This is a genomic window from Burkholderia crassaminum, assembly GCF_964265005.1.
Classification (GTDB): Bacteria; Pseudomonadota; Gammaproteobacteria; order Burkholderiales; family Burkholderiaceae; genus Burkholderia.
In genome coordinates, this window is the sequence record NZ_OZ183801.1 from 577,673 (window position 1) to 595,665 (window position 17,993).

The window sequence follows — 17,993 nt, forward strand, 5'->3', positions numbered from 1 at the left end:
ATCGAACGATAACTTATCTATCGATAAACAAGAGGTCCACCATGACTGTATCCAGACTGGCGCACTACTCGATCCGCACGCTCGATCTCGAGCGATCGTGCCGGTTCTACGAACGTGTGCTCGGCTTCAGGCGCGGCTACCGGCCGCCGTTCGACTTTCCCGGCGCATGGCTCTACAAGGGCGACGACGAAAGCGACTACGGCACGGTCCACATCATCGGCGTCGACCCGGCCAACCCGGACGGGCTCGCGGCCTACCTCGGCGACAAGGCGCTGCCGGCGACGGGCACCGGCACCGTCGATCACATCGCGTTCCTCGCGACCGGCGTCGAGGCGATGTGGGACACGCTGCGCGCCGAAAACGTCGCGTGGCGCGACCGCACGGTGCCGAGCCTCGGGCTGCACCAGGTGTTCGTCGAGGATCCGTCCGGCGTGACGATCGAACTCAACTTCCCTGCCGCCGAAGTCGCGGGGCTGACCCTTCCCGCCGCCGCACCGGCCGGCGACTCCCACGGACACGGAGACTGACATGAACCACAGCACTTCGAGCAAACGCAGGGCCGCGATCGTCGGCGGCTCGCTGGGCGGCCTGTTTGCCGCGAATCTCCTGCTGCGCAACGGCTGGGACGTGGACGTGTTCGAACGGGTGCCCGAGGCGCTGTCGGGCCGCGGCGCCGGCATCGTCACGCACCCCGAACTGTTCGACGTGATGCTCGCCGCGGGCGTGCGCATCGACGCATCGATCGGCGTGAAGGTCGAATCGCGGATCACGCTGGGCCGCGACGGCACCGTCGTGTCGGAACGCAGGATGCCGCAGACACTTACCGCGTGGAGCAAGATGTACCACGTGCTGCGCGCGGCGCTGCCCGACCAGCACTACCGCGCGGGCGCGGTCGTCACCGACGTCGCGGACGGTCCCGAGCACGCGTCGGTCACGCTGTCCGACGGCTCGGTCGTGCACGCCGACCTGGTCATCGCGGCCGACGGCTTCCGCTCGGCGATCCGCGAGAAATTCCTGCCGGACGCGCGGTTGCAGTACGCGGGTTACGTCGCGTGGCGCGGGCTGGTCGACGAACTCGGGCTGTCGGAGTCCACCCACGCGACGCTGTTCGGGAATTTCGCGTTCGGCCTGCCGCCGCACGAGCAGATCCTCGGTTATCCGGTCGCCGGCCAGGGCAACAGCACGAAGCCGGGCGAGCGCCGCTACAACTACGTGTGGTATCGCGCAACCCGCGAGGACACCGACCTGCCGAACCTGCTGACCGACGCGACCGGCAAGCTGTGGGCGGGCGGCATTCCGCCGACGCTGATCCGGCGCGAAGTCCTCGACGACATGGAAGAAGCCGCTCATGCGCTGCTGGCGCCGCAGTTCGCCGAGGTCGTCGCGCGTGCGACGCAGCCGCTGTTCCAGCCGATCTACGACCTCGAAGTGCCGAACATGGCGTTCGGCCGGATCGCGCTGCTCGGTGACGCCGCGTTCGTCGCTCGGCCGCATTGCGGGATGGGTGTGACGAAGGCCGCCGGCGATGCGCTCGCGCTCGTCACCGCGCTCGCCACGCGCGCCGACACGCTCGACGCGCTGTGCGAATACAGCGAGACGCGCACGGCGTTCGGCGCGGCGATCGTGCAGCACGCGCGCCACCTCGGCGCCTACATGCAGGCGCAACTGAAGAACGACACCGAGCGCGAAATGGCCGAGCGCTATCGCACGCCGGAAGTCGTGATGCGGGAAACCGCCGTTCCGCCGCATTTCTGAGCACGCGCGGGCGCCGTGCGCGACACGCGCGGCGCCCGTCGCCCGGCCATTCCAGACCAGAAGGAGACACCGTGAACCACCCGCTTCCGGCTACCGCCGGCACCGCGCCCGAACCAGCCGCACCGTCACACGCCACGCACCCGCTGCTGCGCGATGCCCGCTTTCGCGAGCACGTCCGGCGCAGAAGGCGGTTCGCCTGGTCGCTGACGTTCGTCATGCTCGCCCTCTATTTCGCGTTCATCCTGACGCTGGCGTTTTCGCCGACGCTGCTCGGCACGCCGATCGTGCCGGGCCGGCCGACCCCGTGGGGCATCCCGGTCGGGTTCGGCATGTTCGTCGCGACCTTCGCGCTGGTCGCGCTTTACGTGTTCCGCGCCAATGCGGAGCACGACACGATCGTCGCGGCCCTTCGCCACGGAGACGCATCATGAAACGCCTGCTCCTCGCGCTGCTCGCCGCCTGCGGCTGTGCACCGGCGTTCGCGGCCGGTCCCGCCGCGCTCGCGCACGGACACAATCCGGTCGCGATCGGCATGTTCCTGGTATTCGTCGCGTCGACGCTCTTCATCACGCGCTGGGCCGCGCGCAAGAACCATAGCGTGGCCGACCACTACGCGGCGGGCGGCAAGATCACCGCGTTGCAGAACGGCTGGGCGATCGCCGGCGACTACATGTCGGCCGCGTCGCTGCTCGGCATCTCCGCGCTGGTGTTCACGAGCGGCTACGACGGGCTGATCTATTCGGTCGGCTTTCTCGCGAGCTGGCCGATCATCCTGTTCCTGATCGCCGAGCCGCTGCGCAACCTCGGCAAGTACACGCTCGCCGACGTCGTGTCGTATCGCCTGCAGCAACGGCCGATCCGTGCGTTTGCCGCGTCGAGTTCGATCGTCATCGTGCTGCTGTATCTCGTGTCGCAGATGGTCGGCGCGGGCAAGCTGGTCGAGCTGCTGTTCGGCCTGAACTACACGGTCGCGGTGCTGATCGTCGGCGTGCTGATGGTCGTCTACGTGTTCTTCGGCGGAATGCTGGCCACCACCTGGATCCAGATCATCAAGGCGGTGCTGCTGCTCGCCGGCGCCGCGTTCATGGCGATCATGGTGCTGAGCCGCTTCGGCTTCAGCCTCGACGCGCTGTTCGCGCAGGCGATTCTGGTCCACCCGAAACACGCGGCCATCATGCGCCCCGGCGGGCTGGTGTCCGATCCGGTCTCGGCCGTGTCGCTCGGTCTCGCGCTGATCTTCGGCACTGCGGGCCTGCCGCACATCCTGATGCGCTTCTTCACGGTCGGCGACGTCAAGGCGGCCCGCAAGAGCATCCTCTATGCGACCGGCATCGTCGGCGCCGGCTACGTGCTGATCATCGTCATCGGCTTCGGCACCATCGCGCTCGTCGCGTCGGATCCGCAATACCACGACGCGTCCGGCGCGATCGCCGGCGGCGCGAACATGGTGGCGATCCACCTCGCGCATGCGGTCGGCGGCAACGTGTTCCTCGGCTTCATCTGCGCGGTCGCGTTCTCGACCATCCTGGCCGTGGTCGCCGGGCTCACGCTCGCGGGTTCGTCGGCGATCTCGCACGACCTCTACGCGAACGTGCTGCGGCGCGGGCACGCGTCCGACCAGGACGAAATGCGCGTGGCGCGCGGCACGACCGTCGTGCTCGGCGTGCTCGCGATCCTGCTCGGCATCGCGTTCGAGAAGCAGAACATCGCGTTCATCGTCAGCCTCACGTTTTCGATCGCGGCCAGCTCGAACTTCCCGGTGCTGCTGCTCTCGATCTACTGGCGCGGCCTGACGACGCGCGGCGCGGTGCTGGGCGGCCTGCTCGGGCTCGCCACCGCGGTGACGCTCACCGTGCTGAGCCCGACCGTCTGGGTTCAGGTACTGGGCCACGCGCACGCGATCTATCCGTACGAATATCCGGCGCTGTTCTCGATGGCGGCGGCGTTCGTCGGCGTCTTCGTGTTCTCCGTCACCGATCGCTCGGCGCGCGCTCAACGCGAGCGCGCGCAATTCGACACGCAGCTCGTCGCGTGCGAGATGGGCACAACAGCCGGCACCACAACGGCCCTCACAACGGGCATCACGCAACGCGGCTGAGCCGCACGCCACGCACCCTCGATACACCATGAGAGACACCATGCTGAATTGCACCTGCTGCCCGTCGCCGGGACGTCGCCGCCTGCTCGGCGCGCTTGCCGCGTTCGCGGGCACCGCCGTCGCCGGACAGTCCGCGTCGGCCGCCGGCACCGCGAGCACACCGGACGCCCCGGCCACGCCGGCCGCGCTGCCGACGCACCGGCCGCGCTCGATCGACATCCACGCGCATTACTACCCTGAAAGCTTCTGCGACCTGGTCGGCGGCGAAGGCAAGCGCTTCGGCGGTTCGTTCGTGTGCGACGACGCGTCGTTCACGTTCCGCACGCCCGCCGGCGGCCTCGGGCCGCTGCCGATGAAGTTCATCGACATCGATGCGCGGCTCAAGGACATGGATGCGTCCGGCGTCGACGTGCAGGCGCTGTCGCTCAGCGTGCCGATGGCGTACTGGGGCGACCGGCCGTTCAACGCGAAGCTCGCGCGCGACTGGAATGCATCCGCGTCGCGCGTCTACCAGCGGCACCCGACGCGCTTCGTCGTGCTCGCGACGCTGCCGATGCTGAACGCGGCCGACGCGATCGACGAGCTCGAACGCGCCGCGCAATTGCCGGGCGTACGCGGCGTGTACATGGGCACCAACATCGACAACCGCGATCTCGACGATCCGCTGTTCGCGCCCGTGTTTGCCCGCATCGAGCAGCTGGGCCTGCCGGTCTTCCTGCATCCGCAGCAGACGGTCGGCGGCGCACGGCTCGGCGATTTCTACCTGAGCAACCTGCTCGGCAACCCGTTCGATACCGCGATCGCGGGCTCGCACCTGATCCTCGGCGGCGTGCTCGACCGCTACCCGACGCTGGAAGTCACGTTGCCGCACGCGGGCGGCGCGCTGCCGATCCTGGTCGGGCGTCTCGACGCGGGCTGGACCGTGCGGCCCGAAACCCGCCGGCTCGCGCAAAAGCCCAGCAGCTACCTGCGGCGCTTCAGCTACGACACGGTGTCGCATTCGGGGCCCGTGCTGAACTTCCTGATCGAGAACGTCGGCGTGGACCGGCTCGTGCTCGGCAGCGACTACTGTTTCGACATGGGCTACGAGCAGCCGGTCCGCTTTCTCGACCGTGTCGGCCTGAGCGCGCAGCAGCGCACGATGATCCTCGGCGGCAATGCGGGCAAGCTGCTGCGGATCTAGCGGGCGGGCGCGCGGCGTCTTGACCGCCGCGCTTGCACGGTCGGCGCAGCGCGTGGCCGGACATGGCATGATCCGCCGAACCGTGATGCGCGGGCGCGCGGCGCCGCGCGTCACGACGCCTGGCCGGTGGCGCACGTCGCCGGCCGTACACCGGAGTCACCCACGATGAAGATAGTCATTGCAGGCGGATCGATCGCCGGTCTCGCGGCCGCGCTGACGCTCGACTGCGTCGGACACGACGTGACGGTCTGCGAACGCTCGCCGTCGCCGCTGCGCGGCCAGGGCGGCGGTGTGGCCGTGCTGCGCCGGATGATGGCGTTTCTCGAACAGCACGGCCGGCATTGCCGCCACGCGATCAGCGTGCCGACGCACCGGCGGCGCTGGATCGATCGCGACGGCAGCGTCACGCGCGACGAGCCCGAGATGCTGCCGTTTTCGTCATGGGACGCCGTCTACCGCTCGCTGTGCGAAACGCTGCCGAACGGGCACATCCGGTACGGCCGCACGGTCACCGGCTTCGACCAGGACGCGGACGGCGTCGACGTCCATCTCGGCGACGAACGGATCCGCGCCGACGTGCTGATCGCCGCCGACGGTGCCGGCTCGACCCTGCGCGCGCAGCTCTTTCCCGGTTATGCGCCGTCGTTTGCCGGTTACCTCGCGTGGCGCGGGATCGTCGACGAAGCGGATTTCGACGCCGCGTCGATCGCGCCGCTGGTCGAGAACATGACGCTGCACAAGGCGCCGGGCGAGCTGTTCATGGCGTTCCTGATTCCCGCACTCGACGGCTCGCTCGTGCCGGGCACGCGTCGCTTCAACTGGCTGTGGTATCGCAACGAAGCCGATCGCGATGCGCTGCGCCACCACCTGACCGATCGGGCCGGGCATGTCCATCACGCGTCCGTGCATCCGGGGCAACTCGCCGACGACGTCGTCGCGACGCTGCGGCAACTCGCCGGCGAACGCCTGCCCGCCACGCTCGCACAACTGGTTCACGCGACGCGCATGCCGTTCAACCAGGCGATCTTCGATGCGTTGAGTCCCGCGTTCGTCGACGGTCGCGTCGCACTGATCGGCGATGCGGCGTGCACCGTGCGCCCCCACACGGCGTCGGGCACGTCGAAGGCCGCGAGCGATGCGGTGTCGCTTGCCGAAGCGCTGCCGACGGATACGACCGATGTTGTCGCGCGCCTCGCGCAATGGTCGGCGCGGCGGCGCGACGAAGTGACGTCGCTGCTCGAAAAGGGCCCGCAACTGGCCGCGGCGTTCGGCCTCGGCACGCCGCGCTGACACGGCGACGCCCGTGCCGGGCGAGCGTCTCGGCAGGGTTCAGAACGTTTCAGCGCAGCTTCAGGAAATGGCGCCGGTGCGCGCGTAGACTGCCTCCATCATCCGCCGTGCACACGATGACGCGATTGCGCCCTTGCTTGCGCGGCCTCCCCACACCTGGAGCAACGACATGATCTCCGCCGCGAATCGCTGCCGCCGGGCCGGCTTGTCATGGCCGGATCGCCCGGCGATGCGTCGCCGTCATCCGGCGACGCCGACCGGAACGACCGCCGCCGGCACACGCGCGCCCGGCCTCCCACGCTGGCCCGCCTGTCGCGGCAGCCGGATCCGCGCCGCCGGGCGCGACAGGCATCCGCTCCATTGCCCCGCCTGTCGAACGATCGCAGGCGGACCGGTTTGCGTGGAGCACGCATGAAACACAAACGACTCTGGTTCGGCGCGGCCGGCATCGCGGTTGTCGGCCTGGCGATCGCGATCGGCATCATGTTCAAGCCGTCGATTGCGCCGATCGATCCGCCAGCCCGCGCGTCGTTCGATCCGCAACTCGTTCGCGCCGGCGCGCGTGTGGTCGCGCTCGGCGACTGTATCGTGTGTCACACCGCGAAGGACGGCAAACCGTTCGCCGGCGGGCTGCCGCTCGCGACGCCGTTCGGCACGATCTACGCGACCAACATCACGCCGGATGCCGACACCGGCATCGGCCGCTGGTCGCGCGACGCGTTCGCGCGTGCGCTGCGCAGCGGGATCGCCCGCGACGGCCATCCGCTCTACCCGGCGTTTCCGTACATCCACTTCACGCGCATGTCCGACGACGACATCACGGCCGCCTACGCGTACCTGATGACCCGTGAGCCGGTGCAGACGAAGACGCCGCCGAACGAGCTGATCTTTCCGCTGAACTTCCGGCCGCTGGTCGCGTTCTGGAACGTGCTGTTCCTGCGCGAAGGCGCGTATCGGCCCGACCCGTCGCAATCCGCGCAATGGAATCGCGGCAAGCTGCTCGTCGACGGCCTCGGGCACTGCGCGTCATGCCACTCACCGCTCAATGCGATCGGCGGCGAACAGGCAGGCAAGGCGTTCGACGGCGGCATCGTCGACGGCTGGGAGGCGCCGCCGCTCAATGCGCTCGGCAACGCGGTCAAGCCGTGGACGCAGGCGCAGCTGGTCACCTACCTGCGCACCGGCCGCGCGAACGAGCACGGCGCGGCGGCCGGCCCGATGCTGCCCGTCACGCGCGATCTCGCGACCGTCCCGCAGGAGGACGTCGAGGCGATCGCCGCGTACATCCTGTCGATCCAGAAGCCGGCCGCAACAAGGCCCGCGACCGCCGGTGCCGGACACGGCCCGACGACGCCCGCCGGCCAGCGCGGCGCGGTGCTGTTCCAGGCATCGTGCGCGCAATGCCACGGGCCGGCGTCGCCGATGCAGGCGATCGGCGAGCGGCCGACGCTCGCGTTCAGCACGGCGGTCGCCGCCGATACGCCGCGCAACGCGATCCAGATGATGTTCAACGGGATCGGCTGGCACGGCGAAGACACGCTGAACTACATGCCTTCGTTCATCGACCAGTACGACGACGCGCAGATCGCGGACCTCGCCGCGTACCTGCGCGAAGCGTACTCCGATCGTCCCGCATGGAGCGGCGTCGACACCCTGGCCGCGAAGCTCAGAAAGGAGGACAGCGCGCGATGATTACCCTCACCGTCAACGGCGTGCGGCACACGCTCGACATCGATCCGTCCACGCCGCTGCTGTACGCGCTGCGCAACGACCTGCACCTGCACGGCGCGAAGTTCGGCTGCGGCCTCGGGCAATGCGGCGCATGCACCGTGATCGTCGACGACAAGCCGATGTTCTCGTGCCTGATTCCGGTGGCCGCGCTCGGCGAGCGCCGCGTGCGGACCCTCGAAAGCCTCGGCACCGCCGAGCATCCGGGCAAGCTGCAGCAGGCGTTCATCGATCACCAGGCCGCGCAGTGCGGGTATTGCATCGCGGGGATGATCATGCGCGCGCAGGCGCTGCTCGAACGCAACCCGAAGCCCACCGAACGCGAACTGCGCGCGCAGATGGAACCGAACCTGTGCCGCTGCGGCACCCACATGCGGATCCTGGCGGCGATCCGCCAGGTCGCCGGCCTGCCGGACCCGGAGCCGGCCGGCGCGCCCGTCATGATCAGCAAGGGACTCTGATGAACCCACCCGACGACATCGACGAAGGCCGCCGGCACTTCATGGTCTCCGGCGCGCTCTTCGTCGCGTTCAGCCTCGCGCCGGTCACGCGTGCCGCCGCGCAGCTCGTGATCGCGGACGAAGGCGCCGCCGTCCACGTCGGCAAGGCGACCGAAACGCTGGCCGGCAGCCTGAAGACCAACCCGCTGCTGGACGCGTGGATCAAGATCACGCCCGAAGGCAAGGTCACCGTGTTCACCGGCAAGGTCGAGCTCGGCACCGGCGTGCGTACCGCGTTGCTGCAGGTGGCGGCCGAGGAGCTGAACATGAAGCCCTCGCTGATCACGTTCCTGACGGCCGACACCGGCGCGTCGCCGGACGAGGGCCTGACGGCCGGCAGCCACACGATGGCCGACAGCGGCTCCGCGTTGCTGAACGCGGCCGCGCAGGTGCGCGGGCTGCTGGTCGACGGCGCAGCGAAGCAGTTCGGCGTCGATCCGCGCACGCTCACCGTCGCCGATGCGGTGATCAAGGCGCAGGATGGCCGCACGATGCGCTACGGCGACGCGGTGCGCACGGTCGACCTGCACCGCAGCGCCACGCCGACGTCGCCGCTGAAGCCGCCCGCCACGTTCTCGGTGATCGGCACGTCGCTGCCGCGCGTCGACATCCCGAACAAGGTCACGGGCGGCGTCAGCTACGTGCAGGACATGGCACTGCCCGACATGCTGCATGCGCGTGTCGTGATGCCGCCCGTGTACGACGCGAAGCTGCTGTCGTTCGACGAAGCCGCGATCCTGAAGATGCCGGGCGTCGTGCGGATCGTGCGCAACGGCAGCCTCCTCGCGGTCGTCGCGCGCGGCGAATGGCAGGCGGTCGTCGCGCAGCGCGCGCTGGCCGCCGGCAGCCGCTGGTCGCCCGGCCGCGCGCTGCCCGAGCGCGACACGGTGCACCAGGACCTGAAGCGGATCGCGACGCAGCGCATCGAGATCGCGAACACGAAGGGCGACACCGCACCGGCGACGAAGACCCTCTCCGCGACGTTCCTGAAGAACTACCTGCTGCACGGCTCGATCGGGCCGTCGTGTGCGGTCGCGCATCTCGAGAACGGCATGCTGACCGTGTGGACCCACTCGCAGGGCGTGTATCCGCTGCGCGACGCGCTCGCCGAAATGCTGTCGATGCCGAAGACGAGCGTGCGCTGCATCCATACCGAAGGCTCCGGCTGCTACGGGCACAACGGCGCGGACGACGTGGCCGCGCATGCGGCGCTGATCGCGGCGGCGCTGCCCGGCAAGCCGATCCGCGTGCAATGGATGCGCGAGCAGGAACATACGTGGGACCACTTCACGCCCGCGATGGTCACGGAGCTCAGCGCGTCGCTCGACGCGAGCGGCCATATCGTCGACTGGAACTACGCGCTGTGGAGCAGCTCGCACAACGAGCGGATCGTCAATGCCGGCCGGCTGCTGCCCGCGCGGATGCTCGAGCCGCCGTTCGTGTCCGCGCCGTCGACGCCGATGCTGCAGCCCGAAGGCGGCGGCGATCGCAACGCGATTCCGCTGTACGCGCTGCCGACCATGCACATCGTCAACAACTTCTCGCCGACGATGCCGCTGCAGACCTCGGCGATGCGCTCGCTCGGCGCGCATACCAACGTGTGGGCAATCGAAAGCTTCATGGACGAGCTGGCGCACGCCGCCGGCGTCGATCCGGTCGAATTCCGGCTGCGGCACATGCAGGACCACCGTGCGCGCCAGGTGATCCAGCTCGTCGCGACGAAGTTCGGCTGGCCGCGGCCGCCGCGCGAACGCAACCGTGGCGTCGGCTTCGCGTTCGGCCGCTACAAGAACCTGATGGCCTACGTCGCGATGGCGATCGAGATCACGGTCGTGCCGGAAACGGGCCAGGTGACGCTCGACCGCGCGGAAGTGGCCGTCGACGCCGGCCAGGTCGTGTCGCCGGACGGCATCCGCAACCAGATCGAAGGCGGCATCGTGCAGGCCGCGAGCTGGACACTGTACGAGGCGCTGAAATACGATACGCAGCGCATCCGCAGCTTTGACTGGAGCAGCTACCCGATCCTGCGTTTCGGCGCGGCGCCGCAAAGCATCAAGGTGCACCTGATCAACCGTCCCGGCGCGCCGTTCCTCGGTGCGGCCGAAGCGTCGATGGGGCCGACCGCGGGTGCGCTGGCCAATGCGATCTTCGATGCGACCGGCCAGCGGCTGCGCGAAATGCCGTTTGCGGGCGACGGGCTCAGGAAGCGCATCGACGCGTAGCGGCGGCACCTCAACAAAAAAGCCGCGCCGGCACAGACCGGCGCCGGCAACGAACAGGTTGGAGATTTCTCAACGATGGATACCTTGCTTTCGATGCGCGTGTTCACGCGCATCGTCGAGACGGGCAGCTTCACGCGCGCGTCCGACACCACCGGGCTGACGACGCCGCGCGTGTCCGCGCTGCTCAGCACGCTCGAACAGCATCTCGGCTGCCGGCTGCTGAACCGCACCACCCGCCGGATCTCGCTGACCGAGGACGGGCAGGCCTACTACGAGCGCTGCGTCGGTGTGCTGCGTGAAATCGCCGACATGGAAGCGGCCGTCTCGCAGGCGCGCAACGTGCCGCGCGGCCGCCTGAAAGTGAACCTGCCGCCGGCGATGGCCAAGCAGATCATGGTGCCCGCGCTGCCCGAATTTCTCGCCGCGAATCCGGGCATCTCGGTCGAACTCGGCGTGACCGACCGCCAGATCGATCTGGTCGGCGAAGGCGTCGACTGCGTCGTGCGCGTCGGCGCGCTCGACGATTCGGGGCTGGTCGCGAAGCGGATCGGCAGCCTGACCACCTGCACGTGCGCGGCGCCCGCGTATCTCGAACGCTGCGGCGCGCCTGAAACGGTCGACGATCTCACGCAACACATCGCGGTCAGCCACATCTCGGCCGACACGGGCCGGCCGCGGCCGTGGGACTACGTGGTCGACGGCGAAACGCGCATCATGCAGATGTGCGGCACCGTCGCGGTCAACGATGCCGACACCTACATCGCGTGCGGCGTCGCGGGCATCGGCCTGATCAAGACCTCGCTGTACCTGGTCGAGCCGTACCTGCAATCGGGGCGCCTGCGCGAGGTGCTGACGGATTTCAACACGCCGCCGCGGCCGATCTCGATCCTGTATCCGCCCAACCGGCATACGCCCGTCAAGCTCAAGATCTTCGTCGACTGGCTCGCTGGCCTGTTCGCGCAGATTCCGACGCTGCAGGGCCAGCGCCGCTGAAGCACGCAGTCGACGGGGTCCCAACTACCTTACCGATCGCGTCCGGTGCCTGACGTGACGCTGTCAAGGGAATCCGACCCGGCATTCTCCGAGGACGGCAATCAGCCCTGACCGTCAAGCAGGCGGTGGACATCCTCCGATATCGGATCACCGCTCGAGATCGCGAGTATGTTGGGGCCGAGGTCATGGATTTCGTACTGGAGATCGACCAACGTCTGATACATCCTGCCGGAATTCGACTTGATCTTTTCGATGAACATGATCGGACGAGAAGCGTTCAATGTTGCCAATGCACCATCAATGACGGCCTCCTCCATGCCTTCGACGTCGATTTTTATGAGATCGACATTCGATTGCCCCAAGGAATCAAGCGTAATTAACGGAACATCATATCCGCAGTCGTAATCAATCCGCTGCCCGATATCTTCATTGACAGAACTCCTGACAAGCTCGAGGCTTCCAAAGCTTGATTTCTTATGATAATCAACGAATGGTATTCTCAACAATCCATTTTCTCCGCCGATCGCAACATTTTTTGCATCGACATTGAAACAGTTATTAATGGCAATATTCCCGCATAGCGCATAGTACACCGATCTCTGCGCCTCAATCGAGATAACACTTCCTGCTTCGCCAAGTACCCGCGCGAACTCAATCGTGTGCACTCCGATATTGGCGCCGCAGTCGATTGCGATAACCGGACGTCTACCATCCGCCTTGCGCTTCTTTAGTTTCAGAATCGATGTCAGTAATTCAACATCACTCGTATAAAAACCTCCAGTTTCCAGAATATTCCATCCCACACCATAATTTCCATATTCTACGTTATGGTTTTCGTCGTTCCTGTTGACGATAAGCATCCCGTGACTCGTTGACGCCAAGATGTAAGCAATTTTCATGAGCACCTCTTGCCGAAATTAAATTCACCTACCCGTGACAAAAAATTCTAATAATACATGATTGAATTCGCAACGATTTTGATGCCAATATCTTCACAAACGTGACCGGTACCGCGCCTGGCGTCGTTTTTGCATGCCTCCTGCGATTGTCAGTCCAGGCTTGAATCGTTCTTGTCAGCCGATTGACTGCACATCAGATTCACGATTCGGGCTGTGCAGGCAGGTCAGCCTGCAAAGGGCGCCGTACAAGGCTCATGCCGGAACGGCTGTGTCAGCATCTCGGTACACAACTGTGCATCGCCCCGCCTGACTTGGGTACGTTGCTCGCGCGGTACGACGCCCCACTGACACGCTCGCCAACCACCAGAAGCTCGCCTACGAAGCACTCGGATTCCGACCTATGGCCGAGCACCAGCGGCATTGTGTCGTCCTCCGACTCAACACCGCCGCGCGCACCGCAGAAATCAAGTGATTTAAGACGCGGTTTAGGACTATTCAGTCGGCTCGATCCAGACTGCTCTCATGGGGCTTCGCTACCCGCGATATCCGCGCCGGAAGCCCGTTTCGAGAGGCGCATCATGAAGATCGCGATCGCCGGCGGCTCCATCACGGGCCTGGCCGCCGCCGTCACGCTGAATTGCATCGGTCACGAGGTCGTCGTCCATGAGCGCCGCGACCGGCGCGTGCCCGATCATGGCGGCGGTGTCGCGGTACTGCGCCGCATGACGGCATTTCTCGATGCGCACGGCGGCCAGCGGCTGTCGATCGCGACGGTCCCGACGCGCCGCCGGCGCTGGATCGACCGCGCGGGCGGAATCGTCGACGACGCGTGCCAATGGCTGCCGTTTTCGTCGTGGGACATCGTCTATCGCGCGCTGTGCGCGATGCTGCCGGACGGGATGATCCGCTACGGCAGCCCGGTGACGGTCGAGCACCGCGACCCGGACGGTGTCGACTTGCAGATCGGCGCGACGCGCGAGCGGGTGGACCTGCTCGTCGCCGCGGAAGGCGCGGGCTCGCGCATCCGCACAGCGCTGTTTCCCGGCTACGCGCCGCGCTATGCCGGCTACTTCGCGTGGCGCGGCGTCGTCGACGAAGCCGCGTTCGATGCGGAGACCATCGAAATGCTCGTCGAGAACCTGACGCTCTACCGGCAGCCCGGCGAACTGTTCATGGCGTTCCAGATTCCCGCCGCCGACGGCATGCCGGGGCCTCGCGCGCAACGCTTCAACTGGATCTGGTACCGCTCCGAAGCAAACCTCGACACGTTGCGCGACCATCTGGCCGACCTCGGCGGCCGCCTGCACGACGCGTCGGCCGAACCGGGCCTGTTGTCGACCCGCGCACACGCCGCGCTCGGCGCACTCGCGCGCGAGCGTCTGCCGCCGGTGCTGTCGCAACTGGTCGAGGCGACCGCCGCGCCGTCCGTCCAGGCCGTCTTCGACGTCTTCAGCCCCGCTTTCGCCAACGGCCGCATCGCGCTCGTCGGCGACGCGGCCTGCACGCTGCGGCCCCATACGGCATCCGGCATGTCGAAAGCCCTCGCCGACGCGGTCACCCTCGCGCAGGCGCTGCCGTCGTGCGCGCACGACGTTACGAGACGCACCGCGTCCTGGGCGGCCGCGCGCCGGGTCGCGTCGGCCGGCCTCGCCGACGCCGGCGTGCGGTTCGCGACCGATCTCGGCCTCGGCGCATGCGCATGAATCCGGCCGCGGTCCGACCCCTTTGCGTGGCGCGCAAAGCTCGATTGCGCACCGGGCGTATTCCCTTGTTATCGATCGATCAATAATCTTGACGGCAATGCGGCGGCTTCCGTTACGCCGCGTCGAACACCCGAACACCCAACAACGCCACGCCCGCCCGACGACCGGGCACCCGACATCTCTTTCGAAGGAGTCGACCATGTCAGCAGAATCCACCCCGCTCGCGCCCCACGGGCACGCGGCCAAGCTCACGCAGGGCCTCATCATGCTGTTCGCGTTCAGTTGCGGCGCGATCGTCGCGAACCTGTACTACGCGCAACCGATCACCGAACTCATCGCGCCGAGCCTGCACATGTCCGGCGGAACCGCGAGCCTGATCGTGTCGCTGACGCAGATCGGCTACGCGTTCGGCCTGTTCTTCATCGTGCCGCTCGGCGACCTGCTCGAGAACCGCAAGCTGATGATCATCACCGCCGTCGTGTCGATCGCGAGCCTCGCGGCGGCGGCCGTCGTGCAGACGCCCGGGCTGTTCCTCGCGATCTCGCTGCTGATCGGCTTCAGCTCGGTCGCGGTGCAGATCCTGGTGCCGCTCGCCGCGCACCTCGCGCCCGATCATTCGCGCGGCCGGGTGGTCGGCACGATCATGGGCGGGCTGCTGCTCGGCATCCTGCTCGCGCGCCCGCTGTCGAGCGTGGTGGCCGACGCGTTCGGCTGGCGCTTCGTGTTCGCGGCCGCCGCGGTGCTGATGACGCTCGTGACCGCCGTGCTCGCGCTGACGATCCCGTCGCGCCAGCCCGATCACCGCGCCACCTACTTCGAGCTGATCGGTTCGCTGCTGCACCTGGTTCGCACGATGCCGGTGCTGCGCCATCGCGCGTTCTACCAGGGCCTGATGTTCGCGTCGTTCAGCCTGTTCTGGACCGCCGTGCCGGTCGAACTCACGCGTCACTACGGCCTGTCGCAATCGGCCATCGGCCTGTTCGCGCTGGTCGGGGCGATCGGCGCGACGTCGGCACCGGTCGCGGGCCGCCTCGCGGATGCCGGCCACGGCGTGCGGGCGACGCTGATCGCGCTGATCGCCGGCGCGCTGTCGTACGCGGTCGCGCTGATCCACGGCGCCGGCCTGTATGGCCTCGTCGTCACCGGCATCGTGCTCGACTTCGCGGTGCAGATGAACATGGTGCTCGGCCAGCGCGAGATCTATGCGCTGCACGCGGCCAGCCGCAACCGCCTGAATGCGCTGTACATGACGAGCATCTTCGTCGGCGGTGCGATCGGCTCCGCGCTCGCGAGCCCGCTGTACGAACACGGCGGCTGGCCGCTCGTCGCCGCGGTCGCCGGCACGTTCCCGATCATCGCGCTCGCCCACTACCTCGTGATCGGGCGTCCGCACGCACGACGCCACGCACAGTCCTGAACCGGCGCCGGCACCGGTTCACGCGCGACGCCCCCCGGGGCCGCTCGCGCGCCGGAACGCTGCCGGCACGTCATCCCCGTCTTTCCCGAACTATCCGCAGGGCCCGCCGCCTGACCGGTCGCTGTCGCGCGACACGCGGCACCGCCCTGCCTCACGCAAAAAGGAATCCATCATGTCTACCCTGCTCAGCCACTACGACCTGCGCGGCCTGCCGCTTCCCAACCGTGTCGTGATGGGGCCGATGACGCGCTCGCGCGCGCCGTCGCGCGGCCAGCCGACCGAACTGATGGCCGAGTACTACGCGCAGCGCGCGTCCGCCGGCCTGATCGTGACCGAGGCGACCAACGTCAGCCCGGCTTCCGCATCGTTCGAACTGACGCCGGGGCTCGTCACCGACCAGCAGGCGGCCGGCTGGAAGCAGATCACGGACGCTGTGCATGCGAACGGCGGCCGCATCTTCGCGCAGCTGTGGCACGGCGGCCGCGTGAGCTCGCTGACGCTGCTCGGCGGCGACGCGCCGCTGTCGCCGTCCGGCGTCAACGACGATCTCGAGCAATTGCAGGTGTGGGCGCAGCTGCAGAACGGCTATTACACGAAGATTCACGCGACGCCGTCGCGTGCAATGACGACGGACGAGGTGGCCGACACGGTCGACGAATTCCGCGACGCGGCCATCCGCGCGATGGCGGCCGGCTTCGACGGCGTCGAGCTCCACGCGGCCAACGGCTACCTGCCGCACCAGTTCCTGTCGTCGACGCTGAACCGCCGCGACGACCGGTACGGCGGCTCGGTCGCGAACCGTGCGCGCTTCCTCGAGGAGATCGTCGACGCGGTCGGCGGCGTGATGCCGCTCAGCCGCGTGGGCGTGCGCATCTCGCCGTACGCGAAGTACAACAACGTGCGCGACGCGGATCCGGATACGACGTACGCCTACGTCGGCCGCATGCTCGACGAAGCCGGCGTCGCGTACGTGCACGCGGCGGACACCAACGGCTGGAGCGGCGAGCCCGACCTGCCGCGCATCGTCGCGAACACGCGCAAGCACTTCGGCGGCACGCTGATCGTCAACGGCGGCATCGCACCGGATGCCGCGCACGCGCTGATCGACACGGGTGACGCCGATCTCGTCGCATTCGCTCGCGCGTACATCGCGAACCCCGACCTCGTCGAACGCATCGCGGCGAACGCGCCGCTCGCCGCGCCGAAGGCGGTCGGCTGGTACGGCGGCGACCGCGCGGGCTACGTCGACTATGCGCGTCACGATGCGGCGGGGGTCAGTGCTTGAGTGCTTGAGTGCTTGAGCGTTTGGGCACTTGGGCACTTGGGTGCTTGGGCACCTGGGCACTTGAGCACTTCGGCACTTCGGCGTTTGGGCGCTTGGGCGCTTGAGCACTTGAGCACTTGAGCACTTGAGCACTTGAGCACTTGAGCACTTGGGCGCTTGAGCATTGAACCGGCAGCGTCGCGCCCCGCGCGCGCCGCCGGACCTCGCCGGACCTAGCCGAACGCCGTCAGGCGTCCTTCCAGCGCGCGCCGAGCACGCGCCCGCAGAAATTCGGCCGGTGAAAATCCGGATCGGCGCGTTCGAGCACATCGGCGCTCCACGTGCCGAACGTCGATGCCGGCCGGTGCGCGACGCCGCGCGCGACCGCATCGAGGAACGCGTCGCTGAAGCCTTCGCCGCGCGGGTAGGCGGCGAGCAGCGCGCGCCGCTCGTCGGCCGAATACGCGTCGAAATCGGTGGCCATCAGGTCGGTCGAGACGGCGGCCGCCAGCACACGCGCGAGCGGCGACACGCGCGCGGCCACGCCGGGCGTCGTATGCAGCGCGATCGCACGCCACACGTCGTCGCGCATGCGCTGCGACGTCTGATGGCGCAGCAGGAACGCATCGGCGGCATCGGCGCTGTCGAGCTCGTAGCGCGCGCTCGAGCGGCCGTACGCGGTGCTCAATCCCATATTCGCGTACATCGCGGCCACGTACAGCGCATCGGCATCGCAGGTCTCGCCGGCACGCTGCGCGGCCAGCGACGCGAGCACGAACACCCGGCTCGCATGCTCGGTGATCGTGTGCGGCAGCGAAGCGCAGGCCGCTTCGGCGGCTTCGATCGCCATCGGCGTCCGTGGAATGCGGATGCCGGCGACTTCGTCGTCGGCCGGTGCGCACGTATGCGCAGAACTCATCTCTTCTCCTTCTGCCCCCCAA

Annotated in this window: 15 protein-coding genes; 13 read left to right on the forward strand and 2 right to left on the reverse strand. The window is 67.9% G+C overall.

What is annotated here, in order from left to right:
- The first annotated feature begins 41 nt into the window (after positions 1-41).
- The 10 genes from ACPTTF_RS35800 to ACPTTF_RS35845 all read left to right on the forward strand — a co-directional run bounded on the left by ACPTTF_RS35800 (position 42) and on the right by ACPTTF_RS35845 (position 11,769).
- Positions 42-527, forward strand: a complete 486-nt coding sequence (locus ACPTTF_RS35800) for a VOC family protein (protein WP_423372273.1) — start codon at positions 42-44, stop codon at positions 525-527.
- Position 528: 1 nt separating this feature from the next.
- Positions 529-1,755, forward strand: coding sequence for an FAD binding domain-containing protein (locus ACPTTF_RS35805; protein WP_423372274.1), 1,227 nt, complete (start codon positions 529-531; stop codon positions 1,753-1,755).
- A gap of 71 nt (positions 1,756-1,826) precedes the next feature.
- Positions 1,827-2,186, forward strand: a complete 360-nt coding sequence (locus ACPTTF_RS35810) for a DUF485 domain-containing protein (protein WP_423372275.1) — start codon at positions 1,827-1,829, stop codon at positions 2,184-2,186.
- Entirely contained in the window at positions 2,183-3,853 is a 1,671-nt protein-coding gene (locus ACPTTF_RS35815) for a cation acetate symporter (protein ID WP_423372276.1), read from the forward strand. The genes ACPTTF_RS35810 and ACPTTF_RS35815 overlap by 4 nt, the downstream gene beginning before the upstream one ends.
- A 28-nt stretch (positions 3,854-3,881) precedes the next feature.
- Positions 3,882-5,036, forward strand: a complete 1,155-nt coding sequence (locus ACPTTF_RS35820) for an amidohydrolase family protein (RefSeq protein WP_423372277.1) — start codon at positions 3,882-3,884, stop codon at positions 5,034-5,036.
- 165 nt (positions 5,037-5,201) lie between these two features.
- Positions 5,202-6,326, forward strand: a complete 1,125-nt coding sequence (locus tag ACPTTF_RS35825; RefSeq protein ID WP_423372278.1) for an FAD-dependent monooxygenase — start codon at positions 5,202-5,204, stop codon at positions 6,324-6,326.
- Between the two features lie 411 nt (positions 6,327-6,737).
- Positions 6,738-8,018: a c-type cytochrome gene (locus ACPTTF_RS35830; protein WP_423372279.1), complete on the forward strand. Its 1,281-nt coding sequence runs from the start codon at positions 6,738-6,740 to the stop codon at positions 8,016-8,018.
- Complete coding sequence (locus ACPTTF_RS35835) at positions 8,015-8,515, forward strand: (2Fe-2S)-binding protein (RefSeq protein WP_166957941.1); 501 nt, start codon at positions 8,015-8,017, stop codon at positions 8,513-8,515. The genes ACPTTF_RS35830 and ACPTTF_RS35835 overlap by 4 nt, the downstream gene beginning before the upstream one ends.
- Positions 8,515-10,776 (forward strand): molybdopterin cofactor-binding domain-containing protein, encoded by a 2,262-nt coding sequence (locus tag ACPTTF_RS35840; protein WP_423372280.1) that lies wholly within the window; start codon positions 8,515-8,517, stop codon positions 10,774-10,776. Before ACPTTF_RS35835 ends, ACPTTF_RS35840 begins: the two co-directional genes overlap by 1 nt.
- A gap of 75 nt (positions 10,777-10,851) precedes the next feature.
- Positions 10,852-11,769, forward strand: a complete 918-nt coding sequence (locus ACPTTF_RS35845; RefSeq protein WP_166957937.1) for a LysR family transcriptional regulator — start codon at positions 10,852-10,854, stop codon at positions 11,767-11,769.
- A 101-nt stretch (positions 11,770-11,870) separates the two neighbouring features.
- Here ACPTTF_RS35845 and ACPTTF_RS35850 read toward each other — a convergent pair whose 3' ends face one another.
- Positions 11,871-12,668 carry an FkbM family methyltransferase gene (locus ACPTTF_RS35850; RefSeq protein WP_423372281.1) on the reverse strand — a complete coding sequence of 266 codons (798 nt, stop codon included), beginning with the start codon at positions 12,666-12,668 and terminating at the stop codon, positions 11,871-11,873.
- Positions 12,669-13,246: 578 nt separating this feature from the next.
- Here ACPTTF_RS35850 and ACPTTF_RS35855 point away from each other — a divergent pair.
- From ACPTTF_RS35855 to ACPTTF_RS35865, 3 genes are all read left to right on the forward strand, one after another.
- Entirely contained in the window at positions 13,247-14,371 is a 1,125-nt protein-coding gene (locus ACPTTF_RS35855) for an FAD-dependent monooxygenase (protein ID WP_423372282.1), read from the forward strand.
- Positions 14,372-14,570: 199 nt separating this feature from the next.
- A complete protein-coding gene (locus tag ACPTTF_RS35860; protein WP_166957931.1) occupies positions 14,571-15,788 on the forward strand; it encodes an MFS transporter in 1,218 nt (405 codons plus the stop codon).
- Positions 15,789-15,960: 172 nt separating this feature from the next.
- Positions 15,961-17,073 (forward strand): alkene reductase, encoded by a 1,113-nt coding sequence (locus tag ACPTTF_RS35865; RefSeq protein ID WP_423372283.1) that lies wholly within the window; start codon positions 15,961-15,963, stop codon positions 17,071-17,073.
- Positions 17,074-17,299: 226 nt separating this feature from the next.
- On the opposite strand, the gene ACPTTF_RS35870 is transcribed toward ACPTTF_RS35865, so the two are convergent.
- Positions 17,300-17,971 carry a phosphohydrolase gene (locus ACPTTF_RS35870; protein ID WP_166966251.1) on the reverse strand — a complete coding sequence of 224 codons (672 nt, stop codon included), beginning with the start codon at positions 17,969-17,971 and terminating at the stop codon, positions 17,300-17,302.
- Positions 17,972-17,993: the final 22 nt, after the last annotated feature.